This is a genomic window from Heliobacterium mobile (assembly GCF_009720735.1).
GTDB lineage: Bacteria > Bacillota > Desulfitobacteriia > Heliobacteriales > Heliobacteriaceae > Heliobacterium > Heliobacterium mobile.
Window position 1 is genome coordinate 227671 of sequence record NZ_WNKU01000002.1, and the last position, 26202, is coordinate 253872.

General features: G+C 49.4%; 23 protein-coding genes and 1 pseudogene. 7 read left to right on the forward strand and 17 right to left on the reverse strand.

Features of this window, described 5'->3' with window-relative positions; translation table 11 throughout:
- Positions 1–5: 5 nt before the first annotated feature.
- From GJ688_RS03615 to GJ688_RS03625, 3 genes are all read right to left on the reverse strand, one after another.
- Positions 6–674 (reverse strand): TerC family protein, encoded by a 669-nt coding sequence (locus tag GJ688_RS03615; RefSeq protein ID WP_155475161.1) that lies wholly within the window; start codon positions 672–674, stop codon positions 6–8.
- Positions 675–735: 61 nt separating this feature from the next.
- Positions 736–1149, reverse strand: a complete 414-nt coding sequence (locus tag GJ688_RS03620) for a TIGR04086 family membrane protein (RefSeq protein WP_155475162.1) — start codon at positions 1147–1149, stop codon at positions 736–738.
- A gap of 82 nt (positions 1150–1231) precedes the next feature.
- Complete coding sequence (locus tag GJ688_RS03625; protein ID WP_155475163.1) at positions 1232–2776, reverse strand: hypothetical protein; 1545 nt, start codon at positions 2774–2776, stop codon at positions 1232–1234.
- A 153-nt stretch (positions 2777–2929) separates the two neighbouring features.
- Here GJ688_RS03625 and GJ688_RS03630 point away from each other — a divergent pair, with 153 nt between their 5' ends.
- The 5 genes from GJ688_RS03630 (at position 2930) to GJ688_RS03650 (ending at position 8244) form a co-directional block, all read left to right on the forward strand.
- Positions 2930–4303: a TolB family protein gene (locus GJ688_RS03630; RefSeq protein ID WP_155475164.1), complete on the forward strand. Its 1374-nt coding sequence runs from the start codon at positions 2930–2932 to the stop codon at positions 4301–4303.
- A gap of 388 nt (positions 4304–4691) precedes the next feature.
- Positions 4692–5732, forward strand: coding sequence for a class II glutamine amidotransferase (locus GJ688_RS03635; RefSeq protein ID WP_155475285.1), 1041 nt, complete (start codon positions 4692–4694; stop codon positions 5730–5732).
- Entirely contained in the window at positions 5729–7231 is a 1503-nt protein-coding gene (locus tag GJ688_RS03640; protein ID WP_170291623.1) for a glutamate synthase-related protein, read from the forward strand. Before GJ688_RS03635 ends, GJ688_RS03640 begins: the two co-directional genes overlap by 4 nt.
- 29 nt (positions 7232–7260) lie before the next feature.
- Positions 7261–8004 (forward strand): GltB/FmdC/FwdC-like GXGXG domain-containing protein, encoded by a 744-nt coding sequence (locus tag GJ688_RS03645; RefSeq protein ID WP_328597304.1) that lies wholly within the window; start codon positions 7261–7263, stop codon positions 8002–8004.
- Positions 8005–8091: 87 nt separating this feature from the next.
- A complete protein-coding gene (locus tag GJ688_RS03650; RefSeq protein ID WP_155475166.1) occupies positions 8092–8244 on the forward strand; it encodes a hypothetical protein in 153 nt (50 codons plus the stop codon).
- Positions 8245–8274: 30 nt separating this feature from the next.
- On the opposite strand, the gene GJ688_RS03655 is transcribed toward GJ688_RS03650, so the two are convergent.
- The 4 genes from GJ688_RS03655 to GJ688_RS03670 are packed head-to-tail and all read right to left on the reverse strand — an operon-like array spanning position 8275 to position 11014.
- Positions 8275–8826: a 2-oxoacid:acceptor oxidoreductase family protein gene (locus GJ688_RS03655; protein WP_170291625.1), complete on the reverse strand. Its 552-nt coding sequence runs from the start codon at positions 8824–8826 to the stop codon at positions 8275–8277.
- Positions 8823–9647 (reverse strand): 2-oxoacid:ferredoxin oxidoreductase subunit beta, encoded by an 825-nt coding sequence (locus GJ688_RS03660; RefSeq protein ID WP_170291626.1) that lies wholly within the window; start codon positions 9645–9647, stop codon positions 8823–8825. The genes GJ688_RS03655 and GJ688_RS03660 overlap by 4 nt, the downstream gene beginning before the upstream one ends.
- Entirely contained in the window at positions 9648–10763 is a 1116-nt protein-coding gene (locus tag GJ688_RS03665) for a 2-oxoacid:acceptor oxidoreductase subunit alpha (RefSeq protein ID WP_155475289.1), read from the reverse strand. It lies immediately after the preceding gene.
- Between the two features lie 26 nt (positions 10764–10789).
- Complete coding sequence (locus GJ688_RS03670; RefSeq protein WP_155475167.1) at positions 10790–11014, reverse strand: 4Fe-4S dicluster domain-containing protein; 225 nt, start codon at positions 11012–11014, stop codon at positions 10790–10792.
- A 266-nt stretch (positions 11015–11280) separates the two neighbouring features.
- Here GJ688_RS03670 and GJ688_RS03675 point away from each other — a divergent pair, with 266 nt between their 5' ends.
- Positions 11281–12339: an HD-GYP domain-containing protein gene (locus tag GJ688_RS03675; protein WP_155475168.1), complete on the forward strand. Its 1059-nt coding sequence runs from the start codon at positions 11281–11283 to the stop codon at positions 12337–12339.
- Between the two features lie 8 nt (positions 12340–12347).
- On the opposite strand, the gene GJ688_RS03680 is transcribed toward GJ688_RS03675, so the two are convergent.
- A complete protein-coding gene (locus GJ688_RS03680; protein WP_155475169.1) occupies positions 12348–15221 on the reverse strand; it encodes a hybrid sensor histidine kinase/response regulator in 2874 nt (957 codons plus the stop codon).
- A 396-nt stretch (positions 15222–15617) separates the two neighbouring features.
- Complete coding sequence (locus tag GJ688_RS03685; RefSeq protein ID WP_170291627.1) at positions 15618–17066, reverse strand: polysaccharide deacetylase family protein; 1449 nt, start codon at positions 17064–17066, stop codon at positions 15618–15620.
- Between the two features lie 579 nt (positions 17067–17645).
- Here GJ688_RS03685 and GJ688_RS03690 point away from each other — a divergent pair.
- Positions 17646–17990: pseudogene (locus GJ688_RS03690) on the forward strand (cell wall hydrolase); the annotation flags it as partial.
- Between the two features lie 68 nt (positions 17991–18058).
- Here the strand turns inward: GJ688_RS03690 and sigK are convergent.
- The 8 genes from sigK to GJ688_RS03730 all read right to left on the reverse strand — a co-directional run bounded on the left by sigK (position 18059) and on the right by GJ688_RS03730 (position 26167).
- Positions 18059–18778: an RNA polymerase sporulation sigma factor SigK gene (sigK, locus tag GJ688_RS03695; protein WP_328597305.1), complete on the reverse strand. Its 720-nt coding sequence runs from the start codon at positions 18776–18778 to the stop codon at positions 18059–18061.
- A gap of 134 nt (positions 18779–18912) precedes the next feature.
- On the reverse strand, positions 18913–20448 hold the full coding sequence (locus GJ688_RS03700; RefSeq protein WP_155475173.1) for a phosphoenolpyruvate carboxykinase (ATP): 1536 nt from the start codon (positions 20446–20448) through the stop codon (positions 18913–18915).
- A 343-nt stretch (positions 20449–20791) separates the two neighbouring features.
- Positions 20792–21622 carry an archaetidylserine decarboxylase gene (gene asd, locus GJ688_RS03705; protein ID WP_207708743.1) on the reverse strand — a complete coding sequence of 277 codons (831 nt, stop codon included), beginning with the start codon at positions 21620–21622 and terminating at the stop codon, positions 20792–20794.
- 148 nt (positions 21623–21770) lie between these two features.
- A complete protein-coding gene (locus tag GJ688_RS03710; RefSeq protein WP_155475174.1) occupies positions 21771–23042 on the reverse strand; it encodes a peptidoglycan-binding protein in 1272 nt (423 codons plus the stop codon).
- 97 nt (positions 23043–23139) lie between these two features.
- Positions 23140–24723: a GMC family oxidoreductase gene (locus GJ688_RS03715; RefSeq protein WP_155475175.1), complete on the reverse strand. Its 1584-nt coding sequence runs from the start codon at positions 24721–24723 to the stop codon at positions 23140–23142.
- Positions 24720–25367: a gluconate 2-dehydrogenase subunit 3 family protein gene (locus tag GJ688_RS03720; RefSeq protein ID WP_155475176.1), complete on the reverse strand. Its 648-nt coding sequence runs from the start codon at positions 25365–25367 to the stop codon at positions 24720–24722. Before GJ688_RS03720 ends, GJ688_RS03715 begins: the two co-directional genes overlap by 4 nt.
- 16 nt (positions 25368–25383) lie before the next feature.
- Entirely contained in the window at positions 25384–25776 is a 393-nt protein-coding gene (locus tag GJ688_RS03725) for a hypothetical protein (protein ID WP_155475177.1), read from the reverse strand.
- A 13-nt stretch (positions 25777–25789) separates the two neighbouring features.
- Positions 25790–26167 (reverse strand): hypothetical protein, encoded by a 378-nt coding sequence (locus GJ688_RS03730; RefSeq protein ID WP_155475178.1) that lies wholly within the window; start codon positions 26165–26167, stop codon positions 25790–25792.
- Between the last annotated feature and the right edge of the window lie 35 nt (positions 26168–26202).

Consider the following 26202-nt stretch of genomic DNA (forward strand, 5'->3'; position numbering starts at 1 on the left):
TTTTGCTATCTTTCAGCTAGCGCCATGTCACGGGTACGCTTTCCGATAAGAACAACGGCAGCGGTAATGACGATAGGCACAATCAGTTCGCCATAGGGAATACGGTGTAAGAAGGGACTGACCGCATTGTCTTCGATAATCATCTTGCCTGCTGTCCAAGCCAAGATCCCGGAGCCGACATAAACGAGCCAAGGATATCTGGCTAACAGGTTCGTAAGCACGGAGCTGCCGACGAGTACGATGGGAATGCTAAAAGCGAGACCGAAAATCAGCAGGTAAATGTTTCCTTGGGAAGCTCCAGCGACCGCCAAGACGTTGTCGAGGCTCATCAGGAGATCGGCCCAGAGGATGGTCAGGATCACTTTGCGAAAGTCGGTGCTTGCGTTCTCAGCTACATCCTGTTCCTTCTCCGGATAAAGCAGTTTCAGCGCGATCCAAGCCAGCAAAAGACCGCCGATCAGTTGGATCAAGGGAATCTTGAGCAATTGAGCCGCCAAAAAGGTCAAGATAATCCGCAAGACGACGGCCAGCGTTGCTCCCCAAAAGATGGCCTTCTTTTGTAAATCTTTAGGAAGTGCCATGCTAGCCATGGCGATGACGACCGCATTGTCCCCACTGAGAACGAGATTGATAATGATGATGTTGATAATCCCTGTGACGACAGACAAATCCATAGAAAGCCTCCTGCCACCAAATGGTCTTTCCATGGCTTAGAATGCGTCGATGAAGATTATCCTATACCCGGCCCCATTGGCCCCGTCTCCCACTGGGGAGCCGCCTTTTAGCCTGGCGGTAAACGCCAACTATGCCTCCCATCAAGCCAAACCCTAAAAGAGACAGGAGATCACTGACTGCTTCGACAACGGGATATGTCCCCGCTAATGACCAAAAACCGACACTGAAAAAACCTAGTAAAGTGCCTACCATCAACCCTTGGAGCCATCCATGACGTCTTGACGCTTTCGCAGCTTTATGACCGCCGGCGAAAGCTGCTAAGACCAACAGTCCGTAGATCCAGGGACTTAAATAGTAAACAGGACCCGATAAACGATAGATCAGCAGGATGGTGATCAAAATTCCACCGGCGATGACAACAGCCGATTGCAGCATCCCCATCCACACCGGTTTCCAAAACCAGACGGATGCCATTTTTCAAACCCTCCCCGATAGCCGATTCCGTAACCTTTTCTCATTATCATTATGTCAGGATCGGCAAAAAGAGGACGAGCACCTATTGTTTTCTTACTACGGCCAAAGCTTGCAGCGCCATCAGGTTATCAAAAGAGTAACAATCACCCGTACGAGGATCTCCAAATCCGCCAAAAAAGGGAGACTGAATATTGCTGATGCGATGCAGGAGCAGGTGATCGACGGCCCTGTTGGCCCAGTCAGGTTCACCGGCATGCCATAAAAAAAGGGCGGCCAAGGCATAGACAGCCGGCGACTCGACCTGCGTCATCGGAATGGCTTTCTTTTGCTGGTTTCGGTGATAGCTGGCATAGATATGTCCCTTTTTTAACTCTTTCTTTAGAAACTCCACCGTCGGTTTCGATACGTATCCGCCCCGGGCACCATTCCATGCGGTAAGCAGTGAGTCGATCATGTTTACCTCAAGTTTTTCCTGAAATGGGCCGTTTGCCGGGTCAACATCGGTGGCGAAAAGGCCGTTCTGCAGATCGGCTGCCTTGATGACTTCGGTAGCTTGTGGAACAAGATCGGCAAAACGCTCGTCCACTGTCGCCGCAATCGCGATGTAATCAGGTGCCAGATAACGCACGGGAAGCACCGACGCACCGTTAGGCATTAAGTTTTCATGCCAACTTTTCCAGCTCTTCTCTACACCAGACCAGTCGTACCAGGGTCTCCAAGAGCCATTCAATTGTTCAAACCGGTAGACCCCCTCCAAAATTCCCCGGGCGAGCATCAGATCTTGACGATTCTGCCAACGCTCACAGCCTTGAATCAAGGCTGCAGCGATGCGAAGGTCATCAATTAAGGCGCTCGACGGTTGAGAGATCCCATCAGCATCTCTCACTTTCCAGGAAAGAACACCGCAGGGACTAGAAAGGTATTTTCGAGTGTAAGCGACCTGTTGTCGGTACAATTCTTGATCATTCGTCTGCAACGCGTATTCCATGAGCAACCCAGTCGATTCGGACAAGATGTCGTGATTGCGGGCTTCATCTTGCTTTTCTGGGCGATCGTCATGGAAATTGGTATAGACGCCTCCTTGATCATTCATCAAGGTTCCCGTGACAAAACGGGCCAACTGTCCCTCCTGTCGCGGGGCCGTCTCTTGAGCGCTGACAGGAAGTACCCGTTGCGGATCATCGAAGGAACCGAAAATCTGCTGCTCTAGTTCCTTCGTGACAGCGTCTCCTGGAATGCATAAATACCAACTGGGACCATCGGAGAGATCGGTCCCCCAAACTTTACGATACACATACCCGTCGTCCATGGCCTGGTAATAGATCCATCTATTTCCAGATCGCAAGGTAACTACCCATAGAGGTTCGCCGAGAGTTCCCGCATATTTTAGTGTCGGTGTGGCCCCAACCAGAAGAGAAAAGATATCTTTTATGAGATCTCGATCCTCTTTTGCATTCAACGTGACTACAGCATATCCGCCCGATTGCCGTTGAATCGTTGCCAGGTCCACTTTTGTCCAGGCAAAAGGAATCACGATCCAAAGGTAAGCTCCTAGCAGCATAGGGAGAAGGCTCATCAGAAAGAATTTGCGAATCCCCTTGTACCGTGTAAAATAAGTTAATATCAATTATTTCAATCCTCCCTCCCACAAGTTTACTCATCGGCGTAAAATTATCAAGATTACAAGTTTTATGGGACGAGCAGGAATCCGAAAGCTTTTGTCAAATTATCACTAGTCAACCACAATGGAAAAGCCGGCATTTCATCATAGGAGGTCAACATGAAACGACTTTTACCGGGTATCCCCTTTATTGCCGCTCTGCTCATCGTATCCGTCGCTGCCTATCACCTAGCTACAGCACAACGGTTTCCCATAACTATGGCCGACAGTATTCCACCTGCTCAGGACACCCAATGGGGAGAAGTTAAAAACCTTCCCTCTGTCAACGTATCTACAACACCGATCAGCGGCATCCAGCTCATCGACTTGCGTGAGATCTGCGAGCAAGCTGTTGCCCAAAATGGGCGCACTGGCGCCGTAACGGATTTGAAAAACCCACCTGCCGGAACGAACAGTTCTACCGAAAACATCCAATGGTCCAGCATCACCTTTAGCAATAAAAAAGACCGCATCGCCTTTTACAGCCAACGGGGTCTTTATGTCGTCAATTTAAAGACGCAACAATCGGTTCGTGTTTTCTCGATCCCCGACGAAGATAAAAAGAGCGAGTTTTATCGAGCTATCTCTTGGAATCCCGATGATACCATCTTAACTTTCGGCCAAGTTCAGCCAGGAAGCCAGCCCGATGCCGGGACCATGTACAGCCTTAGCCTGGTGAAATTGAGCAGCGGAGAAGTGAAAAACATTCATCAAACCAACCGCCCGCCCAACATTCCCCTTTGGTCACCGGACGGTCAATATATTGTGTTGGACAATCCCCTCTTTGTCTATGAGCTGAAGACGGAAAATCGCGTGCCCGTAGGGATGGGTAACGATAACCGATTCCCCCACTGGTCGCCCGACAGCCGGTACCTCATCTTCAGCCAATTCACTTCACCAGACCGCTGTGAAGTATACCGTTATTCTCTAGATACTCGTGAAATACTGCAGATCACCAGCCTCGGCAAAGCAGCAGCTCCTTTAGCTTGGTTAAAATACCCTTCCACGATCGTTATCGAAACCGAGGCCAATGCCAACGATGTCGACTCAGGACGTCATCATGTGGGCGAAATTCGTCCTCATTCCGAAAGCAGCATCCATTGGCTCACTGATTTCGATCGTTCTGAATCAAACCGCTTGATTTGTGCCTCACCGAATGAGCGTTTTGCCTTATTGAAACATATTGACCCTTCCGGGCAAAATGGTGCCAACAGCTTTGATTTGATTGCCGTCAACCGGGAACTAGGTTTCTTCTCTTGGCGAATGGCTAAATTGCAGACACTTCCCCTTAGCGTTCCCTTTACTTATCAATGGGGTAAAGATGGCAAATTGCTGTTTATGGTTGAACAGCCTGCAGCAGGCGGAGAAAAACCTAAATATGAAATGTATACTTTCGACCTTGATCAACTAACTCGGCAAAAAATATGGGAGTCTACCACGGCAACACGCTTATCCGGTGTGGACGGTAGCAAGGTTTATATCTCCCCATTCTAAACATTTAACCCTAGCGGATAGGCCAAATTATAATTGCTCCTTATTATTAGCGACGGCATGCGAGCTGTCGCTCTTTTTTGTCTCTATCATCCATGAATACAATGTATAATTCAAAAAACTATTGTACCGCTTACGTTCCTATGCTATATATATCGTTGAATCTTTTTTCGACCTTTTTATAAAGGTCGCACATGCCTGAACAAAGGCGACGGAGCATCCCACAAAAGAGGACGACTGGCGTTCTCGACACGAGTATGATTTGACACTCGTGGGGTACGTCTTTTTTTATGCTCCACCATGGGGTTTATATCAAAAGAGGGAGGTCACCTACGTGCAGTTTCGAGAAGGCCAAGTACGGATTCCTTCCGGTTGTGCCATCAGCGGGATCATGAACCGCAAAGGCAATCTATTTTCCGGAAACGACATCATTAAATCGATCGCCTTGATGCATGATCGATCGAACGGCCTAGGCGGTGGATTCGCCGCTTATGGCATCTATCCTGAGTATGCTGATTTTTATGCGATTCACATGTTTTATGAAAGCGGTGCCTGCCGCGAGACCACCGAAACATTCCTCAATGAACATTTTGAGATTGAGATTGGCGGGAAAATCCCCACTCGCAAAGTTGCCTCTGTAACGAACGCTCCCATCATCTGGCGATACTTCGTCCAGCCAAAACCGGACCGTCTGCTGCAATCGGGATTAGAAGTCGATGAGTACGTGGCGCAATGTGTGATGCGCATCAATTCCGAGTACAGCGGTGCTTTTGTCGTTTCTTCCGGTAAAAACATGGGCGCCTTTAAAGGGGTCGGTTATCCGGAAGACATGGGTGAATTCTACAAGCTCGATACATACAAAGGATACCTCTGGACAGCTCATGGCCGTTTCCCAACCAATACACCCGGCTGGTGGGGCGGGGCCCATCCCTTTACCCTACTCGACTGGTCGATCGTCCATAACGGTGAGATTTCCTCTTACGATGCCAACCGTCGGTATTTAGAGATGTTTGGTTATAAATGTTCCCTGCAAACAGACACCGAAGCGATCACCTACATCTTTGACCTGCTGCTTCGCAAGCACAATCTTCCCTTGGATGTCGTCGTCACGGCCATGGCAGCACCCTTCTGGAGTGCTATCGAACGGATGGAACCGGAGAAGCGTGAACTAGTCAAATCTATCCGCACCGTCTTCGGACCCCTGCTGGTCAACGGCCCCTTCTCGATCATTCTCGGCAGCCGTAAAGGCTTTGTTGCCCTCAATGACCGCATCAAACTGCGCGCCCTCGTCGCTGCCGAAAAAGGTGACTACGTCTATGTAGCCAGTGAAGAATCGGCCATCCGCGAAGTGTGCCCACAGCCCGATAAGGTCTGGGCTGTCGCTGGTGGAGAGCCAGTCATCGCTATGTTGGAAGGGGTGGATCAACTGTGAATATCGATTTCCGCACACCAGAATATACCATCCATCGTGCAGGGGAACGGTGTACAAACTGCCGGATCTGTGTACGCCAGTGTGCCAACGAAGCTCACCTTTGGGATGAAAAACAGAAAAAAGTCCTAGCCGATGACATTAAATGTGTGAACTGCCATCGCTGTGTACTGACCTGCCCTACCCGGGCTCTGTCCATCAGCAGCTATCCACTTGAATTTAAGCCGAATGCCCACTGGACACCTCATTACATCACATCCATTTTCAAGCAAGCCTCGAGCGGTGCTATGCTCTTAGCTGGCATGGGCACTGATAAACCTTATCCGGTGTACTGGGATCATCTGCTGATCAACGCTTCGCAAGTGACCAACCCGTCCATCGACCCTTTGCGGGAACCGATGGAACTAAAGACGTTCCTCGGACGCAAACCGGACAGTCTGAAAATCGAGAATGGCGAATTAGCAGAAAAACTGCCGCCCCAACTGGAACTGGAGACACCGATCATGTTTGCGGCCATGTCTTTCGGCGCCATTTCCTTAAACGCCATGACATCGTTAGCGATCGCCGCAGAAAAGATGGGAACCTTCTACAATACCGGTGAAGGCGGTCTCCACAGCAGCCTCTATAAATACGGTAAAAACACTATCGTCCAGGTGGCTTCCGGTCGCTTTGGCGTGCATACCGATTATCTTTGGGCCGGTTCTGCCATCGAGATTAAAATCGGACAAGGGGCCAAGCCGGGTATCGGCGGTCACCTTCCCGGTGAAAAAGTGGGACTCGATGTATCCCTCACCCGGATGATCCCTGAGGGGAGTGACGCCATCTCTCCGGCTCCTCATCATGACATTTATTCGATCGAAGACCTTCGCCAACTTATTTACTCCTTAAAAGAAGCTACCGATTACAGCAAGCCTGTCGCTGTGAAGATCGCAGCCGTTCACAATATTGCCGCCATCGCCTCTGGAGCCGCTAGGGCTGGTGCCGACATCATCGTCATCGACGGATTCCGCGGCGGTACCGGCGCTGCTCCTCTGCGGACCCGCGATAACGTCGGCATTCCGATTGAATTGGCTCTAGCTGCTGTCGATTCCCGTTTACGTTCAGAAAGTATCCGCCACCAAGTTTCTTTAGTGGTAGCTGGTTCCATTCGCTGCTCTTCAGACGTGATCAAAGCCATCGCACTCGGCGCTGATGCCTGTTACATCGGCTCTGCCGCCCTTATGGCTCTCGGCTGTCATATGTGTCAAAAGTGCTACACAGGCAAGTGCAACTGGGGTATAGCCACCCAAAACCCCAGCCTGACTAAACGACTAGATCCGGTTGTGGGCGCAGAACGAGCTGCCAACTTACTGAAAGCTTGGTCCCATGAAATCAAAGAGATGCTCGGCGGAATGGGCATTAACGCCTTAGAAAGCCTCCGTGGCAACCGTTTGATGCTGCGCGGGATTGGGCTGACCGAGAAAGAACTGTCGATTCTTGGCGTCAAACACGCCGGTGAGTAAAAAGCGTAAAGGGAAAGCAGGTGTATACCGTGTCTCGTAGGATTGACGCCCAAGGGCTCTATTATAAAGAACTGAACCAACTGGTCCGGCAAGCCTTTTCCGAAGGCGTTACCGAGGTCGTATTGGATAACGTCAATGGACAACGCTATCTCGGCGACGGTATTTCCAGCGACGGATCGATCATCATTCATGGCACACCTGGCAATGACATGGCCGCCTATATGAATGGTCTTCAGATCGTTGTTCGCGGCAACGCACAAGATGCTACCGGAAATACGATGAACGAAGGAACTATCGTCGTCCACGGCGATGCCGGCGATACGGTCGGTTATGCCATGCGCGGCGGCGAGATTTTTATCAAGGGCTCTGTCGGTTACCGCGTAGGCATTCACATGAAAGAGTACTTGAAGAAAAACCCGGTCATCGTCGTCGGTGGAAAAGCCGGTGCCTTCTTCGGTGAGTACATGGCCGGTGGTATCTTGATTCTGCTCGGTCTTTCCGGGCGGGAAGGCTATCCAATCGTAGGGGATTATTGCGGCACCGGCATGCATGGCGGTGTCATGTATATCCGCGGTCAGGTGGAAGAATACAAGCTCGGTAAAGAGGTCAAAATCGTCGATATGACTGCTGAAGATGAATCCGTCTTAGAACGCTATGTAAGCCGTTATGCCGACTATTTCGGCTGCGACAAAGAGGCAATCCTTGCGCAACCATTCAGCAAACTGATTCCTTTTAACAAGAGACCCTATGGAAACCTATATACGGGGGTATAACAAAACCGCCAGGAGTCATTCTCCTGGCGGTTTCTTCTTAGCAAGATTTTATGGACTAGGGGCACTCTATTCGAAGGAGGTGGTTCCATGTATGACAACCGTGGCTTTCGAGAGACTCATGCCAACGTGGCCCATTTCGCCTTCGTAGCCTATATTGGTCTTGTCGCCTGGTTTATTCGGGAACTGCGGACGATCTCAGAGGCTGTTGTCGATATCCGCGACAGCCTCAAAGGTCGCTAGCCTCCGAGCCACTCCTTCAGGAGTGGCTTTTTATGCGGCACTAACAGCAGATTTTATCGCCTGGAACCCGGCAGCCAAGGCCTTTTTATTCATTTCCTCGGTACCTTTCGGCACGCGGGCAAGGATGGCCTTTTCCAAAGCTTCCCGAGAAACGACACCGGTTAGACCGACAATCACACCTAAGGCGACGATGTTGGCGACTACTTCTCTGCCCACATCTTGCCGGGCGATCCGGCTGATGTCCACTTTATAGACTTTACCTTTTTTCGGCTCACAGTCTTTTACATAGGTGCTGTCAAGGATGATGATGCCCTCTTCTTTGACATCATCCACATATTTCTTAGCAGCTTCCGGGCTCATCACCAAGAGCAAGTCGGCTGCACGGACTTTCATGTAGTCGATACTCTCTTTGGATATGATGACCTCAGCTTTCGAGGAACCACCACGGGATTCTGGTCCATAACTTTGGGATTGAACGGCCTGTTTCCCTTCCAGGATGGCCGCTTCGGCCAAGATGATGCCTCCGGTGATCAGACCTTGCCCTCCGGAACCACCTAGGCGAATTTCCCAACTATCCCTCACGATTCCTCGCCTCCTTGGAATTTATCGATAATTTTTTGGTATTCCGTCGTATACTCGGGTGCCGGTTCATGGTGAAGAATACCTGTCACGATTTTACCCTGTTTCTTCTCAGGCGGTAAGCGGTCGGCAGCTTCCTTCGTGATGCAATTGTCACGCTGCCATTTGAGCATATCAGCGGCATTGCCCAATTTGTTTTTGCGCCCATAGTATACAGGGCAGGAAGCGATCGCTTCTACGAAAGAGAATCCTTTGTTGGCAATGCCGTTATAGATGATATCAGTCAATTGACGAGTATTAAAGGAGTTGCCACGGGCTACATAGGTAGCGCCAGAAGCGATGGCCAAGTTACAAATATCAAAAGGCCGTTCGATATTGCCATAGGGAGCTGTTGTCGCTTTTGCACCACTGGGACTCATGGGCGAATATTGACCACCAGTCATACCATAGATGTTATTGTTGAAAAGAATGACGTTTAGATCCATATTCCGGCGTGCAGAATGGATGAAATGGTTGCCGCCAATGGATGTGCAGTCACCGTCGCCGGTAATAACAAAGACATTTAACTCGGGGTTGGCCAGTTTCACACCGGTAGCAAAAGCTAATGCCCGACCATGGGTGGTATGAAGCGTATTAAAATTCAAGTATCCGGTAGCGCGGGAAGAGCAACCGATACCCGATACGATCACTGTCTTATCCTGATCCAGACCTGCTTTTTGAATGGCTTCGACAATTGATTTGACGATAATGCCGTTGGTACAGCCCGGACACCAGATATGGGGCAGTCTTTCAGTGCGAAAATATTGCTCGATTTCGGCAAACACTTAGAGAACCTCCTCTATCTTTTCCAGTATCCGTTCCGGTGGGATGATTTCCCCATCAGCCTGACAGATCCCGTAGACGGGAACCTTTCCCTCAACGGCACTTTTGACGACATCGACCACTTGGCCCAGGTTCATCTCGGGAACGATAATGGCTTTTACTTTTTCGGCTAATTGACGGAGAGCTTCTTCGGGAAAAGGCCAGATGGTGATGAGGCGAAGCATGCCCACCTTCTGCCCTTTCGCACGGGCTTCCTTGACGGCTCGGGCAGCCGAACGGGCCATGCAGCCAAAGGCGACCAGCAGGACGTCAGCGTCTTCCGTCTCTGCTTCTTCCACCATGATGATCTCGTTCAAGCCTCGACGAATTTTTTCATGGAGACGATCCTGGTGAGCTCCCATCACAGCAGGACTGTTGGAGGGAAAACCGGTGTCGTCGTGAAGCAAACCGGTCACATGGTAACGGTAGCCCTCACCAAAATTGGCCATGGGAGGAACGAGTGAATCATCTTGCGGTTCATACGGAACGTACTGGGAGGGAGCAACCTCTGGTGTTTTCCGTTCGAAGATATCCAGTTCTCCAGGAGCCGGAATGACGATACGCTCCCTCATATGTCCGATGACTTCGTCAAGCATCATGAGAACGGGAATTCGGAATCGTTCCGAAAGATTAAATGCTTTTACAGTCAGTTCAAAACACTCTTGCACAGAGCTGGGGCTAACGGCGATGATAGGGTGATCGCCATGTGTCCCCCAGCGAGCTTGCATAATATCCCCTTGAGAGGGAGCTGTAGGCCCCCCAGTCGACGGGCCAAGACGTTGTACGTTTACGACGACGCAAGGTACTTCGGAAAGGACGGCATAACCGAGGTTTTCCTGTTTCAGAGAAAAACCCGGCCCAGAAGTGGCAGTCATCGACTTGGCCCCCGTCAGGGAAGCTCCGACGATGGCGGCCATACTAGCGATTTCATCTTCCATTTGGATAAACTTACCGCCTACCTGAGGCAAGCGTTCTGCCAAGACTTCGGCGATCTCCGTCGATGGGGTGATCGGATATCCGGCATAGAAACGGGCTCCCGCATAGATGGCGCCTTCGGCGCAAGCTTGGTTTCCCTGCATCAGACGAGCGTTGATGGATGTGACGTTCAACTCTTTTTCCCCCCAACAACGGAAATGGCATAATCGGGACAATGATTTTCACAAATCTTGCAGTGAGTGCACTTATTCGCCTGAATAACCGTGACCTTACCCAACTCGTCAGGACCAAGCACTTTGACCGGACAGAGGGCGTAACATATCCCACAGGCTTTGCACCAGCTTAGATTGATTGCTATCGGCGTTTGTTGTGTCGTTTCGGCAACAGCAGACATCTTTTTATCACCTCAATATAACAGTTCGGTAGGGTGTGAATTTTGTAATTTGGTCTGATTATTCAGACTATTTTCCTACCCAACAAACTTTATAGTAGACTACGTCTACAGTTTCTGTCAATATTTTAATCACTCATGATCGCCTTGTTAAAAATATCTTTTTAAGATGTAGAAGAAAAGATAGTTTGGGAATGGAAAAAGCTATGGTACACTTAAATTCACAGGATTTTTTTTGAATTTCTAATTGTCTTCTGGGAGTTGATTCGATGCCTCGTCTGGAGTTAGGCAAACTACGGCCTGGGTTCATCGTCGCGAAAGACGTATATATTGAAGATGGACGTGTTCTGCTGGCCCGAGGAGTAACACTAACCCCCATGTTCATTGAACGTTTGAAACAATTCGGCATTGATTCAGTCTATGTGATGGACCAATACTCCAGAGTCGACGTATATGAAACGATAATCGACTCGACAATGCTTTTGGTCAACCGGACGCTGCGCAAGTACGTTCGACCGAACGGACTCAATAAAGGTTTTGAAGACGCCATGTTCACTGTCGAGTCCATCTTTACTGAAATCCTGCAGGATCGAACTGTACTGAATTTGTTAACGGATTTACGCAGCATAGAGGATCACACCTATACTCATTGTGTGCACGTAACCGTCTTATCCCTCATCGTGGGCATAAGTATGAACTTATCGGCAACTCAGCTCCTTGTTCTGGGGACCGGCGGCCTGCTTCACGATATAGGGAAAACGTCGATTCCTCCTGAAATATTGTTGAAAAAAGAACCTTTAACACCTGAGGAGTTTAAGCTGATTCGCAATCATGTAAGTTTTGGCGCTAACATTCTTCGATCTATACCAAACTTACACCCTGACGTGATTGAAATCGCTTATCAACATCACGAGCGCTATAACGGCAGCGGTTATCCCCAAGGTCTTACTTTTCATAACGTCAACGAATTGGCCAAAATTGTCGCTGTAGCCGACGTTTTTGATGCGCTCACAGAAAATCGAGCCTACCGAAAGCAGCATTCACCCCATGAGGCATTGGAATTTTTGCTCGGTTCAGGAAATTATTTTTTCGACGCCAAAACAGTCCGTCATTTTGTTGAGAATATTTCGATCTACCGACTAGGCAGCCTTGTAAAAGTGTCCGATGGGCAGATCGGGATGGTCACAAACATATCAAAATACATATCAGCAAGACCTATCATTCTTATACTTTATGACAAAAATCGTAATCGAGTCACTCAAGAACTGGAAATCGATCTGGGTGACCCGATGAACGCTACACTTCATATCATAAAAGTATTAGACTGATCATGACTTTACGCAAGCCAGCGCTCTAACAAGCGGCTCAGTTTATCGGGACTGATCGGCTTGCTCATATAATCATCCATACCCGCGAGTAAGCACAATTCTTGATCGCCAGGCATCGCATTGGCTGTCATGGCGATGATCGGCACATGCCCTCCCGTCTCTGCCTCGATGTTGCGAATTGCCCTGGTCGTTTCAAAACCGTCCATTACAGGCATCTGGCAATCCATGAGAATGAGATCATATTTGTTTTGCTCCAGCTTTTGCAACGCCTCTTGACCGTTGTTGACGATGTGGCTTTGATAAGCTGCTCGTTGCAACAGTATAGTGATCAGCTTTTGGTTCGCCTTGTTGTCTTCGACGATTAATACGAGCCGATCTTTCGCAGGCTCCAACGATGTCTCTTTAGATATGGGTTGCTTTTGTCGGCTTCGGATGGCAGATTCCCGGCTTTTTTCTGCGATAATCGGTTCCGTCCAGTTTCCTTTAGCCGTTTCCAAAAAGCAATGCAGGATTTGAATTCGTTTCAGCGGTTTTATCAAAACGTCAGAGAAACCACTTTTACTGCTTTCTTCTGTTTTACCGGGTAAACCAAAGCCAGCCAACAGGATAAAACGAGCCGTCCCCTTCGTCGGGAACTCACTGTGATTCACTTTGGATACATCCATAAAGACGAGTGCATAGGGGGCCTTTTCCCTTTCTGCGTTTTGCAGCAAGCGAAAGGCCTCTTTTTCGTCTTCTTGGGACGTACAGTCAACGCCCCAGGCTTCTCCATAGCGACACAGTACCTCCCTTGTAAAGGGACATCCATCAACAATCAAGACACGTAACCCCTGAATCTCCTTAGGGCCTACGAAGGTCCTTGGGGGATCAGATACTTTGCTAGAGAAGGTAAACCAGAAGGAAGATCCCTCTCCCCTTTGACTTTCAACGCCGATTTGCCCACCCATCATCTCCACGATTCGTTTCGATATCGTCAGTCCGAGACCGGTACCACCGTATTTGCGTGTCGTTGTTCCATCGGCTTGCGTAAAAGGTTGAAAAAGACGTTTCCGTGCCGCATCCGTTAAACCAATACCTGTATCCTTGACTTCCACTTTCAGATGTACGATGCCTGTCTTAGTCGGTCCCGCTGTCACAAAGATCCCGACTCCCCCACGGTCGGTAAACTTAATCGCGTTGCTCACTAAGTTAAGCAGAACTTGTCTTAGCCGTAAGGGATCCCCGAACAATTTGTCGGGAGTCAAAGGGTCTATAAATGTGTCTAAAGATAGTCCTTTTTCTAAGGCCTTTGGTGCTAACAACTCGGCAACGCTTTCGATCACTTTAAGCGGTTCGTACTCAATCTCTTCTAATTCCATTTTTCCGGCTTCGATTTTGGAAAAGTCTAGGATATCGTCGATGATTCGCATCAAGCCCTCGGCCGAGTCCCGAACGATGAGTGCATATTCTTGCTGCTGTTCGTCGAGGGAAGTATCCAGCAACAGTTGGTTCATACCTATAATACCGTTCATAGGCGTGCGTATTTCATGGCTCATGTTAGCCACAAATTCGGATTTTACGCGAGACGCTTCTAGGGCTTCATCCCTTGCCAAGGCTAGTTGCTCTTCAGCTCTTTTTCGCTCTATCGCACCGCCGATACTGGCGGCGACAGCCTGTAGTATTGTCCTTTCATCATCACTCCATTGCCGTTCAGGCTGTGACTCCCCAAAGCCGACAAAACCCCAGAATCGGTCCCTCGTCTGAATAGGGACGAGAAGAATCGAATTAATCCTTAAATAACGAAAAAACTTCTGCTCCAACGTCGGGAATTCGTCGATGGAACCACCGATGGGATCTCCATGGGAGAGGGTTTCATACCAACGGATCAAGCCCCAGTCCTGATAGGAAACATTTTGTAAATCAAGCTTTGCACCAAGCTCCTCCCTGGCTCCATTTATCCATTCGGAGCGCTGGCTAAAGGACATTTTCCCTGATTCAGGATGGCGATGGTTTTCAAATATGTACACCCGATCGACTTTTGCCGCTTCTCCGAGCATGCCGATAGCCTCTTTGGTCGCCTGCTCATAATCAGTGACCGTCAGCAATCGATAGGCCGTGTCAGCCGAACCTTGAAGCAGGCTTCCCTGCCGGCGGAGCCGTTCGGCCGATTCCCGCGATGACTGCAGGGCAACATAAAAAATGATTACAATTATGCAGACGACGAGTGTGGCACTAAGACCGATAAAACGGTAGGTGGCTATCATTAAATTCCATTGCTTGGCGTCAATATCCAAACCGAATATGGCTAGAATGCGGTGGCTTTGAGGGTCCCGAATAGCGGCCAATCCGGAGACCCATGTTCCCCAATCATCAGTTACCGGCCCTTCCACGAATGACTGACCGGTAGAAAAGGAGGAAATCAACTCCTCTGTTGCCTCGGAAAATTCATCGCCTGGCGGGCTGTAGCCCTCAGAAGTTTCCGGTTCGCTATCTAAGAAAAAAAACACTTGCCCTTCTCTCATTCCTAACAGATAGACAAAACGGCAGTCCGGGTTTGCCTCATGCAAAGCCGTCAACTGGCTTCGAAGATAACGGTAGCTCTCTGTTCCCACATCTTCCGAGGAGCCAGTTAAACTGGATACATGATGCCAGTCTATGGCTGCTGCTGCCGTTGCTGCTCGAGAAAGAAGATGATTTCTCGCGATAGCCTCACCGTGCTCCTCCAGCATTTCCGTAATAGTCCAGCCTAGAAGTAAAAGTCCTGTAAGGAAGAACAGGGGCATTGATTCGCTGAGGGAATAGGGCCTATTTTTGAAGCGGCTGCGGTGCCACAGGTAAACAGTGCCGACAAAAACAAAGGGGATTTGTAAGGCTATCGTCAACGCCCCTAAATATCCGAACACAGAGCTTCCGACTATACATAGAAGTAAAAAATAGCCGATCCGTTCATGCCTTTTTCCGCTACAAGATGCCCAACTTCGACGTCCAAATTCAGCCAAGCACAAAAATGCGAGACCATGTAATCCTGTACAGACTATGCCCAGAAAAGTCCCCGACCCAAATTCCCATGCGATTAAGTCGAGCCAGGCTGCCGAAGCATGGAAGGTCCCGACATATTTTAGCCAAAGCCAGGGCAGCTCCTCATCTGAGCTACGCCGCAAAAGGAGGCATACGTAAGTGAACAGTGTAAATCCTATTGCGTAGATGAACAGAATATAATCGGTTTGTTCAGAGAGGTAACTCACTAAGGCACCACGCCTTTCTAGCGTTTAATGACTCGTAAAAACCCCCTATTCAATTTATCTTTTCTCGTCGTTTCGACGACGAATCGCCCAACCGATGCCTATTCCTGTCAACAAGACCGCCAGTGTAGATTCCACCGTATCTTTGACTGCCGGGGCAAGTCCTGATCCCGATTCCGACCGAAAAGAACCCTGTAGTAAAGGATCCCAAAAAAGGTCTTGTCCAGTTAACTTGCTTGGATCTGCATTAACTTCTTGGACCGGCAAAGAGCGCACGTCTAAGAAGGCAAAACCTTGCTCCTTCAAGCCATCGACGAGCTTGGCGAGGGAAGTCGGTTCCAAAAAGGAATGAAAAAAAGCTCCAGCTGCGCATTCTCGAACAAGTGCAATATCTCGGGCTTCTTCCAACATCGGCGTAACTGGGTCGGCAAGGTTCATGTCTACCATACCGAGATTCTCCGGCACAACAAGGTAGCCATATTGGTCTTTTTTCAAAATGTAAGGAATTTTTTGCGTTTGACGAGACTGATCAGAGATCTGCGGACTGCCAGCCAGCAATGTCACCTGTCGTCTCATGGCCTTGTAGGTTTCACTCCCCATAGCATAGTGTGGGACAGTCATTCCAAAGGGGTGCAAACCGAGGGAGCGTAAATCAAAAATTCCCTGACTTAGCCGCTCTTCCGCCCATTGAGGCCGCTCTGGAGGAACGATGGCACGTTCATGGGCAGCGTCCCAGAATTCAAAACCTAAGGCGGTTTCGTCATTTCCCACTTGATGGGTAAAACCGTGAATAAGAATTGTCCCCCCACAAGCTTCCATGTATCGGAGGGCTTCGATCAGTTCAGGTTTCTCCGCTAGGAGAACACGGCTGTTCGTCTGTGGGTTTACATAGACAGGGATCACGGTAACCATAAAGGGGATTTGACGGGCTTTTAACACATCGGCGATCTCCCGCAACGTTTCTGGAGATCGCAGCGGATGAACATCTTCGATCCGAAGGGTGGCCCATTTTTCTGTCTGTGCTTGTTTCCCCATGAAATCGAAAAGCTGGTCGGCAACGAGGAGGTACGTTTTACTATGTAGATCCGTATTGGCTACATACCAGAAATTTTGCCTCTGCAACCCGAATGGGTGCCGTCCCTGCGGTGAATCCACCCAAGCCCATATTTGGCTGTCTTGGGGATATTTTTCGATCAGATTCAAAGTAACTTCTTTGGGGTTCGTCAGACTTTTTCCTTTGTATTCGTAGTTGCTCTTTTGTCGTGCCATCAGCTTCGTTACAAAGCGAGGACCGCCGGCGTCTCCCAGTTCATCGATATTCTTCCCTAACCACATGACTGGCTTTGCAGTCTGAGCGATGTCTTGGAGCAATCGCGGCGAAACTTTTTCTTCAAAAGTCCCTAGATATATCAGGCCGTCAAAGGATTCCAGCTGACCCTCATGATAATCAGCAGTGGTGCAGAGGGAAATATTTACCTCGAAGTGACCAAGCAGGTTTTGCATCATTTGTGCCCAATCCTGCTCTTGGCGGGCCGTCGTTCCCCGGAATGCGCGTCCGTCAGGGTAAACAATCAAGACACTTTTGACTAGTTTTTTTTCAGGAATCGGGGTTGCTCCAGCTGTAAGAGCTAGAGGCGACAGTGTTGATCCCAGAAAAATCGAGATGAGCATGAGGAAAATTATAGAGCTTTGTCGTCTGCAGCCTATGTTGTTGTTCAACCTTTTCACCCGACATCTTCCAAATCGATCGTTCTTCCTAAAGTAAAGAACTTCTACACTATTATACCTTTTCTCTTTTCATAAAAAAAACCTTCCCCTTAGAAATTGAAAAGAATAGTCTTTTTGCATGGTCATACCCACTTCAGACCATACTAGCCATGTACATGAAGAAGTCTGAACAAAAGGGGGTATTACATGCGGAAACGAGGAAAAAGGGGCCTCATCTTACTGCTCATTACCTTGCTCATCTTCCCTTGGCCCATCGCTGAACCCACATTGCCGATGACCTTTGATCAGTTCAAGGTGAAATTTGCGACGGAAATCGCTGAAGCGCAAGCAATTGGAGTGGGCTGGCCCCGTGAATACGACCTTTGGATGCTTGCTCGTACTATTACAGGAGAAGCTCGTGGCGAACCTTATGTGGGTCAGGTGGCTGTAGGGGCTGTCGTGCTCAACCGCGTCCGCCATCCCTCTTTCCCCAATACGGTATCTGGCGTCATCTTCCAACCGGGTGCCTTTACCGCTGTTGATGACGGGCAAATCTGGATGGAAATCAATCCGACCTGTTTGAAAGCAGCACGGGATGCATTGGCTGGCTGGGATCCGAGCGGCGGTGCTCTCTATTACTTTAATCCGGCTACGGCGACGAGCGCCTGGATCTGGGGTCGACCACAGATCCTCACCATTGGAAAGCACATCTTTACACGCTGATTGTCACGGTGATTATTTAAGCGCCTCAGGCTATAGAGGCGCTTATTCCCACTACCCTTTTGGGATTTTTACATCCCTTTCCCCGCCCCCAACTCTTTAATCAGCTTTTGAACAGCTCGTTTTTCAATCCGGCTTACATAACTCCTAGATATCCCCATCTTATCGGCAACCTCCTGCTGCGTCCAAGGTTTACCGCCGTGGAGACCATAGCGGAGGACCATGATGTACTTTTCCTTATCATTGAGAACCGTCTGAACTTTCTTCCGCAACTCACTTCTCTCAAAGGCTTTCTCTACCATTTCGGTGATCTCTTCCGAGTCTGTACCTAAGACCTCAAGATAGGTCATCACATTCCCGTCTTTGTCAACTCCTACGGGTTCATCAAAAGACACGACCCTTGATTCCTTTTTCTTATCTCGGTAGTGCATCAGAATCTCATTTTCAACGCATCGAGATACATAGGTACTCAGCTTCACCTGCTTTTCCACCTTGAAGGTATTGATCGCCTTAATCAGACCAATTGTTCCGATACTGATCAGTTCTTCATTCTCTTCTTGATTATGATTATTATATTTTTTGCATATATGAGCGACCAACCTAAGATTGTGTAACACTAGTTTATCGCGAGCATTCTCATCTCCCTTAGCCATCCGGGCCAAGCACTCCGATTCCTCACGGGAAGGCAGAGGTTTCGGGAATGAGTTGTTGTTCAGAGCGCCGGTGAGAAAAGTAAGTCCTTTTAGGAAGGGAACGAATAAAGCCGTACCTAAAGAGAACAAGTCGCACACCTCCTCTAGCTGATTTCCATTTTATGGAATGAAAGCAGGAGGTGTGCCACAATGAATAAAGCTGCTCCAGCTAAGCTGGAGCAGCAAATATTCTATAGATTCTTTTTTGCACGATGCCAAATGAACGAATGTTCTTAGGGCTTTTCGATCGCTTGACGAATCTCGTCAGCGAGACCTGGGAACTGTTCGAGCCACTGGCGACGTTCAGCCCGCAGCTTCTCCACCTTTTCTTGGTATACCTCTTCTGAATAGAACCCTTTTGGCATGATCTCTTGGATATCCAAACCGGGAACCGATTTGGGAACCTCATAACCCCAATCGGGATCAACGGTCCATTCGATGCTGTCGCGAGCGATTTCTTTCATCAGCGTCGTTGAGACTTTGATGGAGAGCTTCACGCCAGCATCGCCCTCTTTGGCGCCGATAGAACCTGTGTTTAACAGATAACATTGCATATCGGGATTATTCCGAAGGATGTCAAGCAGTCGCTGTCCCTCATCTTCCTCAGGACCGACGATAAATGGGTTGGTGCCCACTTCCCGCTTGGACTGACCCGCTTTGGTCGGATCGCCAGCAGAGGTTTCGATGGACTCGCCAAGCATGAAGTAAGCGGCACCCTGCACCGGGCTCAGCCGGGCGAGAGGAGGAACGATATCGTTTCGGCGGGTGATGAAAATAAGCTTGTTCGCTTTCGGCAGGTCGATGGAATCATCGGAACCAGCTACTTCAGAACGTAGCACGATGCCGCGCCCGTTTGAGGTGAGTTCCTGATTGAAAAAGTCGATCTTTCCGCCTTCAAATACTTTAATATTTTCAAAGATGGCGTTCGGTGAAACAGCAGCATCATAGAGTACTTTTTGTGATTTGTCGAGTCCGTCTGTTTTGATGTAGAAGCCATCTTCGGTGCCAGCACAAAAACCGTCGGCGTCCATCAGCACAACATCGTCCTGACGGATAATGACTCGCTCATCGCCGGTAAGGCCATGATCATGAATCGTCAAGGTAGTCTTTCCGGTTCCGCTTAATCCGAAGAGTATAAAGCCCACATCAGTCAGTTTGTCTTCTTTGCTCCGGATACGCAGCACTTTGGATCCTGCATGCAATCCGAGGCCGCCTTTTTGCTTCGTCCGGAACATAGCCTTACGAAGGAAGGATTTTTTACACTCACCGAAGTAGTCTGTGCCGAGGATGTAGGTTACGCCAGCGAGAGGATGGCAAAAGATAACTCGTTCCGGCCACTCAGGAACGTAGACACTGATAAAATCAGGTTCTTTATCCTTATCCTTTGGAGCAAACAAAGAGTGAATCCACATGGCTGGAATTCGGGCATAAGGTTCAGTGATATAAACACGGCAGTGATATGTATGGCTCTCATTCATGCCCATCTGGCGATCTAAACGGATGACTGTTTTGTCAGCAAGGTAACGGTGCACTTCTTTGACTAGTTCATTGGCTCTTTCCAAAGAAATCCCCTGCTGGTGTACGCCTAACTTGACTCCGTCTTCTACAACGTATGTTTTTTTAGCGCTTCGGTTGCGAGCTCCCGAAATGTAGCAGGCGCTGCTAAACTCGGTTGTGTGTTCTTCCCCCTTGGCCATTTGACGTAACTCTTCCGCAGAAGGGTTATCGATAACCCGGCCAGGCGTTAGGAGCTGACGAAATGGATGCATAATGACACCTCCGTATATGGTTGCAGCAAAGCCGGTTTATTAGATGGCACGTTCCAGCAGAAACTGAGCACGTAAACCTGAACCGGTCTTGGAGAATCTAAGGCAACACCGTTGTGTATTTGTTATATCTTTTTATAAGTTTTGCCTATTCTCCTAGTTCGACATTATACAACGAGCCTTACTTTTTCGGAAGATTTGAATAATATTACCTAATTAGCCCTTTTGGCTGGCGAAAAACAACCAATTGCCCATTCGTTCCTACTTTATGACACTACAATAGCGAATTATGCCATACAATTTTAAAAAGGAGCTAAAAAAAGCCTGAGTAAATTTTACTCAGGCTTTAAATAATTTTCTGCGCAATCATTTCTCCCATTTTCAACGTAGTTCCCGTCGTCAGATCTTCCCGCCAACGAATCGCTCCTGGCTCAAAAAGCAAAATTACGGTGGAACCGAATTGGAAAAAGCCTACTTCTTCTCCTTTCTCCAACTCGGGGCCTTTTTCCAGTGAAACAAGTTGTGCAGGCTTACGACGATTCGAAACAACGTTGGAATAGGTCACCCGGACACTTCCGACCATCATAGCGCCCACTTTAACAACGGCAACTTGTCCCACATCAGTTTGCAGATAAGTAATCAACCGTTCATTCCGAGCAAAAAGACCGGGAACACCGTGTACTCCTAAGTCATTCACCGGATAGAGACGTCCCGGCCAATAGGCGTAACCGCTGACACGCCCTTTCAAGGGGGCATGTATGCGATGATAGTCCCGAGGACTGAGATATAAGGTGACAAATTCGCCGCCAGCAAAGGACTCCGCCTTCGTCCGATCTCCCAGAAGCTGTTCAAGTGAGTAATTAATCCCCTTTGCTTGAATCAGACGACCGGCAGAGGCGGTTCCCATTTGAGAGACTTGAGCATCAACGGGACTGGCGATCGCTTCAGAATCTACGCATATGGGGCGTAGACCTGGTTTTAGACGACGACAAAAAAAGTCGGCTAATGACCCGTATTCCTGCCAAGTTTTTTCGGCTTCCTCTACAGCGACATTGTAACGCCGGATGAACCAGGGGATGGCTCTTCGACTCCACTTAGAGGCCGCCCAACGCCCACTCTGACGTGATAGCCATCTTTGAGGAAGCATATGTAGAATGGCCAGTTTTACACGACGCAACCTATTCCCTCCTGGTTATCTCTCGTGATAAAAGAATACCTGTGTCAAGTCAATCTGTCAAATAGCATACAATTGAAATTACTCGTAGTTTATGTAAAAAAAGAACCTCACAAACATTGTCTGCGAGGTCGCCGCTATGGCCTTTTTCCTATTCCATCGTTACTGCATCCGATGTCGTAGTCGGTTGCAGTTCAATCTCAATGTTTATCGAACGATCGGTTCCCACGTTTGTCGCTGTCAACAAATACCGCCCAGGGTAACGAACAGTTTGACCCGTATTGCTTGATTGGTCCCAGGTTTCTTGAAAGGCCTGGATCTGAGCCGGTTGTAAGGTGACCTGGGCTGTGGCCGGGTTAAAGGATCGACCTCGAGACCACCGCCACACTTCAATGCCGCTTTGACCAAGTTCAATGAAAAAATCAAAACGCTGTGTCGTCGTATAACTAATCGTAATCGGTTCGTCGGAGACATTGCGTTTGATAAAGGTCATGATTACCGGTTCCCCTTGCCGATAAACGGCCTTATCGGTATAAAAGGTGTACCGTAAGCCTTCAAAGACCCGGGTAATGCGATGCCGAGGCGGTCGCGGTAAATCACCACAAGGTTCGCCCAATGCCAGCCATGTCTCAAGATCAGCTCTTCCTGTTGGATTGATGCCCACTTCCGATTGAAACGTCCTCAAGGCATTCAAAGTGGCCTGATCAAAGACACCTGTCACCGTCACCGGATACCCAGCCGCATCGAGCAACCGTTGTAAACGTCGTACATCTTCGCCGGTAGCCCCTTCGGCCAGCTCCGGACATTGGGGAGGTGCTGGCGGAGGCGGGGTAGGTGGCGTTGGCGGAGTTGGCGGAGTTGGCTTCGGAAGAGGTTTCTGTTGACTTTGAGATTCAGTCGGGGTCGGAGGTTGAGTTTGGAGTTGAGGCAGGGGTTGAGGCTGCGGCAGAGGCTGGGTACTTGGCGGAATCTGAATTGGCTGGCGGGGACGGGACGGGGACGGCTGGCGAGGTTCCGCCGGTCTTGGAAAAGGTGGTAAGAGCGGGCGACAGTTCACTCCTAAAGCCTGCCACTCAGCAGTCCCCACATTTCCTGTTTGAGGAAGATTCGAACGGCGCTGTAGAAGAACCACGGCATTTCGGGTTTGAGTGCCGAAAATTCCGTCAATCGGACCAGGGTTAAGACCTGCTCGAGTCAACAACTGTTGCAGGCGGCTGACAGAAGGACCGCGGGTGCCTTCTGTCAAAGTCGGACAAGGTCCCACGGATTCTCTGCTGGGGACAGGGAGCCATAAGCTCTGCCCCACTTGCAGGCCGTTGGGATCAGGCAACGGATTGACGGCTAAGATCTGTTCCATCGTTAGCCCGTACCTTTGAGCGATGGTATAGACTGTATCGCCTGGGCGGACATAATAGATGACCAAAAAGTATCACTCCTTTCTGCTCCCAACATATTCCACTAGCACTCCTTTGGTCCGCAAAAAAAGAAACAGGTCTTCGTGACCTGTTTCAAAAGATGTTTTAGAAGGTTCCCTGTCGAAACTGCTCTTTAATAAAATCTGCTGTGCGCCAAGCTAAGGCCATGGCTGTCAATGTGGGGTTCGAAGCCCCAGAAGTGACAAAAAGGGATGTATCGGCGATAAACAGATTGGGGTGATCATGGCTTCTTCCCCATTTATCCACTACAGATTGGCGAGAATCATTCCCCATCCGGCAACCACCGAGCATGTGAGATGTATCTTCGCTGACAAATTCCACTCGGCCACCGGCCGCCTCTAAAATCCGTTTACTCATCTCGACGCCGGCGGCAATGACCTTGTGATCGTTGTCTTCAAAGGAAAATGTGACTAGCGGTGCCGGCAAACCCGTTTCGTCTTTCTGATCCGATAGAGATACGCTGTTGTTCAGGCTCGGCAAGGTTTCTCCAACAATGGTCAACCGGGCGAAGTAGTTGTAGTCTCTTCCGATTTCCCGTAAGTTCTTACCCCAACTACCCGTCGCTTTCCGGACAATGTTCATAAATGCCAGCGGCCGGGCACCATTCGCGTGGATAGAAAAGCCTCGTGCCCGCGAGCCGTCTGCGGGAGTCTCATAGAATTCCTGTGTAGTGGAAAGAATCGGCGTTCCTTTGTAAGGAAGAACTTCTTCGGAAAAACGGGCGACCGTCTCATGACCAGAGTGCAGCATAAAACATTTACCTACCATGCCGCTGCTGTTTGATAACCCCTGCGGATGACGACCATCGGACGACATCAGCAATAGGCGAGGTGTTTCAATGGCTGAGGCGCAAAGAATCACCACACGTGCTTTCTGCCGATATTCTTGACCGTCAAATAGGAAGGTGATCCCTTCGATCTGATCGTCCGTACGGCATAAGATCCGGTTGACCATACATCCATGTCGCAGATCTACTCCGGCGTCCAAAGCCTGTGGGATATGATGAATCAACGTGGAGAACTTGGAGTTCGGCAGGCAACCTTGCCCGCAAAAACCCCGATTAATACAAGGCGGACGCCCCCGATACGGGGCGGACAAGATGGCCAAGGGAGCGACAGAGCTGCGAATACCTAGTTTCTCACAACCGATACGCAATATCTGGTGGTTCGCCGCGATCGGTTCCCGCTCCGGATAGGGATAAGGACCCTTAAAAGCTCCCCAGGGATAATGTTTAGGACCTGAAACAGGTATTTCCTCTTCCAACTTACGATAATAGGGTTCAATGTCATGATACTCTATGGGCCAGTCTTCACCCACTCCGTCTATGGAACGAGTGCGGAAATCAGACGGAAAAAATCGCGGCACCACTGCCGTGAAGTGTAACGTCGTTCCACCCACACCGGACGCAGAAACGTTATGGCCCAGTTCAGGCGGATTGGTCCCTGCCGTCAAGCGCTTGAAGCGCCAAGCCGTTCGGCGCATGTGCAATTCATCGCTGACAAAATCGCGGCTCACTTCCCAATAGGGACCGGCCTCCATAAGAACGATCCGCAGCCCTGCCTGCGCCAATTCCCTCGCCACCACAGCACCAGTTGCACCGGCACCGATGATAACTGCGTCAACCTCCTCATTCACCCATTTCCAAGGAATCCCGGTAGAGTGATTCATCGGTCAACCCTCCGCACAGGTCCAGGACCCAAACCGGCTTCGGCCCTTTTTTCCACTAATTCCTTGTCCAACCGCGGTTCCCAGGGATCTTTCAACCCATATTCGATACGATAATATCCTCGGGGGTAGGCTGGACCGCCGTAACCTATTTCCGACCAGATTTCCGGTTGTGAATAGAAAAAATCGACAGCCGTTTTTAAGATCTCAGTAAAAAAGTCTTTCGAAGCTAACCCTGTCCATGTCACTTCCCCTCGCTGCACTTTTCCGAGAATATCGTCCATCTCCCAGGAAGACAGTTGAATAAATGCACGCTGATAGAACTGCAGCGCTGTAGCATCGAGCCAAGATAGACCTTGACGAAGCAATTGTTCCCCGGGCAGCACACCGGCTTTATGGTAGCCTTGGCCCTGCCGTTGAAGTAAATGCTCATCGATTTGTCCAGACACACGAGCCAACAGTTCTTCATTATCTTCGTCAACGAGACGCCCGACCACGACTTTTAGGATGGAAAACTCTAGGGCCGTAAAAAAATGCGGCGTCGACGGAGGCTGAAGCCGGCTTTCCACGAGCCTGCGCGTATTCTCATCCCAGTGCTCTGACAATTCCATCACGTTGTAATCAGGGTAAATCGTTCGAACGGTCATATTTCCCCCTCCATGGTTATAGGTAAAGGGCAAGCAGGCCCAAGAGGGATAAGGCAGAAACCACGACCGGCAGGATTGGCGGCGGTCCGACCATGATATTGTGTACTTCCCATCCGCCCACACGCTGGCTGATGCCCCTGCTGTGGTAGTAAAAACCCATCAGCCCTGATGCCAACTCACCGATCAAAGCAAAAAGAAATAACCATCGCAAAAGCACCGAATCCCATACGGTCAAAGCGATTCCAATTGCCGCCGCGAGAGGTAAACCCAAAACGGGCCCCCACATGGCCCAGTGACGAAAATTTTGACGATAATGATACAAGGTAACCTGAACAGCGACTAAAACAAAGGCAACAGAGGTAAAAAAGATTAACACACGATCGATGGGCCATCCCAGCCAACGATCCATACTTGGGTCCTCCTCACGCTTCTGTATAGCCGCCATGAGCGGACAGCAGTTGTTTCGCTTCGTCATATTTACTTTCATCACAGACGACAGTGACCAGATAATTTCTTCCGGAAATAAAAGAGGCATTATCGGCCATTCCCGATGCGGTAGGCATCGCCGCCATCATGACTCGACTGTCGTCGCCGGTCTCAACTCCCTCGATCAGGGAGGTGAGGCTTCGCCGCTCATCACCGGTCAATGGGTTAAAGTACCGTTCCGCCGACTCGGGGCCAGGAAAATGACTGAAGTTATCCACTTGAACTGTTTCATACCCTTGATTGACCAACTGTTCCTTCGCTTTTTGTGCTTCATCAGGTCCATGAAAATAGGCAAGAATCGTCTTTTCACCCATAAAAAAACCTCCTCTTGCGGTTATTCTTCCGAGAA

What these genes read in the sequence shown, in the direction of transcription:
- GJ688_RS03670 (WP_155475167.1), bottom strand. Translation starts at nt 11,014, where the DNA reads ATGTCTGCTGTTGCCGAAACGACACAACAAACGCCGATAGCAATCAAT.
- GJ688_RS03725 (WP_155475177.1), bottom strand. Translation starts at nt 25,776, where the DNA reads ATGGATCGTTGGCTGGGATGGCCCATCGATCGTGTGTTAATCTTTTTT.
- GJ688_RS03715 (WP_155475175.1), bottom strand. Translation starts at nt 24,723, where the DNA reads ATGAATCACTCTACCGGGATTCCTTGGAAATGGGTGAATGAGGAGGTT.
- GJ688_RS03720 (WP_155475176.1), bottom strand. Translation starts at nt 25,367, where the DNA reads ATGACCGTTCGAACGATTTACCCTGATTACAACGTGATGGAATTGTCA.
- GJ688_RS03615 (WP_155475161.1), bottom strand. Translation starts at nt 674, where the DNA reads ATGGATTTGTCTGTCGTCACAGGGATTATCAACATCATCATTATCAAT.
- GJ688_RS03630 (WP_155475164.1), top strand. Translation starts at nt 2,930, where the DNA reads ATGAAACGACTTTTACCGGGTATCCCCTTTATTGCCGCTCTGCTCATC.
- GJ688_RS03650 (WP_155475166.1), top strand. Translation starts at nt 8,092, where the DNA reads ATGTATGACAACCGTGGCTTTCGAGAGACTCATGCCAACGTGGCCCAT.
- GJ688_RS03685 (WP_170291627.1), bottom strand. Translation starts at nt 17,066, where the DNA reads ATGATGCAAAACCTGCTTGGTCACTTCGAGGTAAATATTTCCCTCTGC.
- GJ688_RS03675 (WP_155475168.1), top strand. Translation starts at nt 11,281, where the DNA reads ATGCCTCGTCTGGAGTTAGGCAAACTACGGCCTGGGTTCATCGTCGCG.
- GJ688_RS03620 (WP_155475162.1), bottom strand. Translation starts at nt 1,149, where the DNA reads ATGGCATCCGTCTGGTTTTGGAAACCGGTGTGGATGGGGATGCTGCAA.
- GJ688_RS03730 (WP_155475178.1), bottom strand. Translation starts at nt 26,167, where the DNA reads ATGGGTGAAAAGACGATTCTTGCCTATTTTCATGGACCTGATGAAGCA.
- GJ688_RS03700 (WP_155475173.1), bottom strand. Translation starts at nt 20,448, where the DNA reads ATGCATCCATTTCGTCAGCTCCTAACGCCTGGCCGGGTTATCGATAAC.
- GJ688_RS03635 (WP_155475285.1), top strand. Translation starts at nt 4,692, where the DNA reads ATGAACCGCAAAGGCAATCTATTTTCCGGAAACGACATCATTAAATCG.
- GJ688_RS03665 (WP_155475289.1), bottom strand. Translation starts at nt 10,763, where the DNA reads ATGCAGGGAAACCAAGCTTGCGCCGAAGGCGCCATCTATGCGGGAGCC.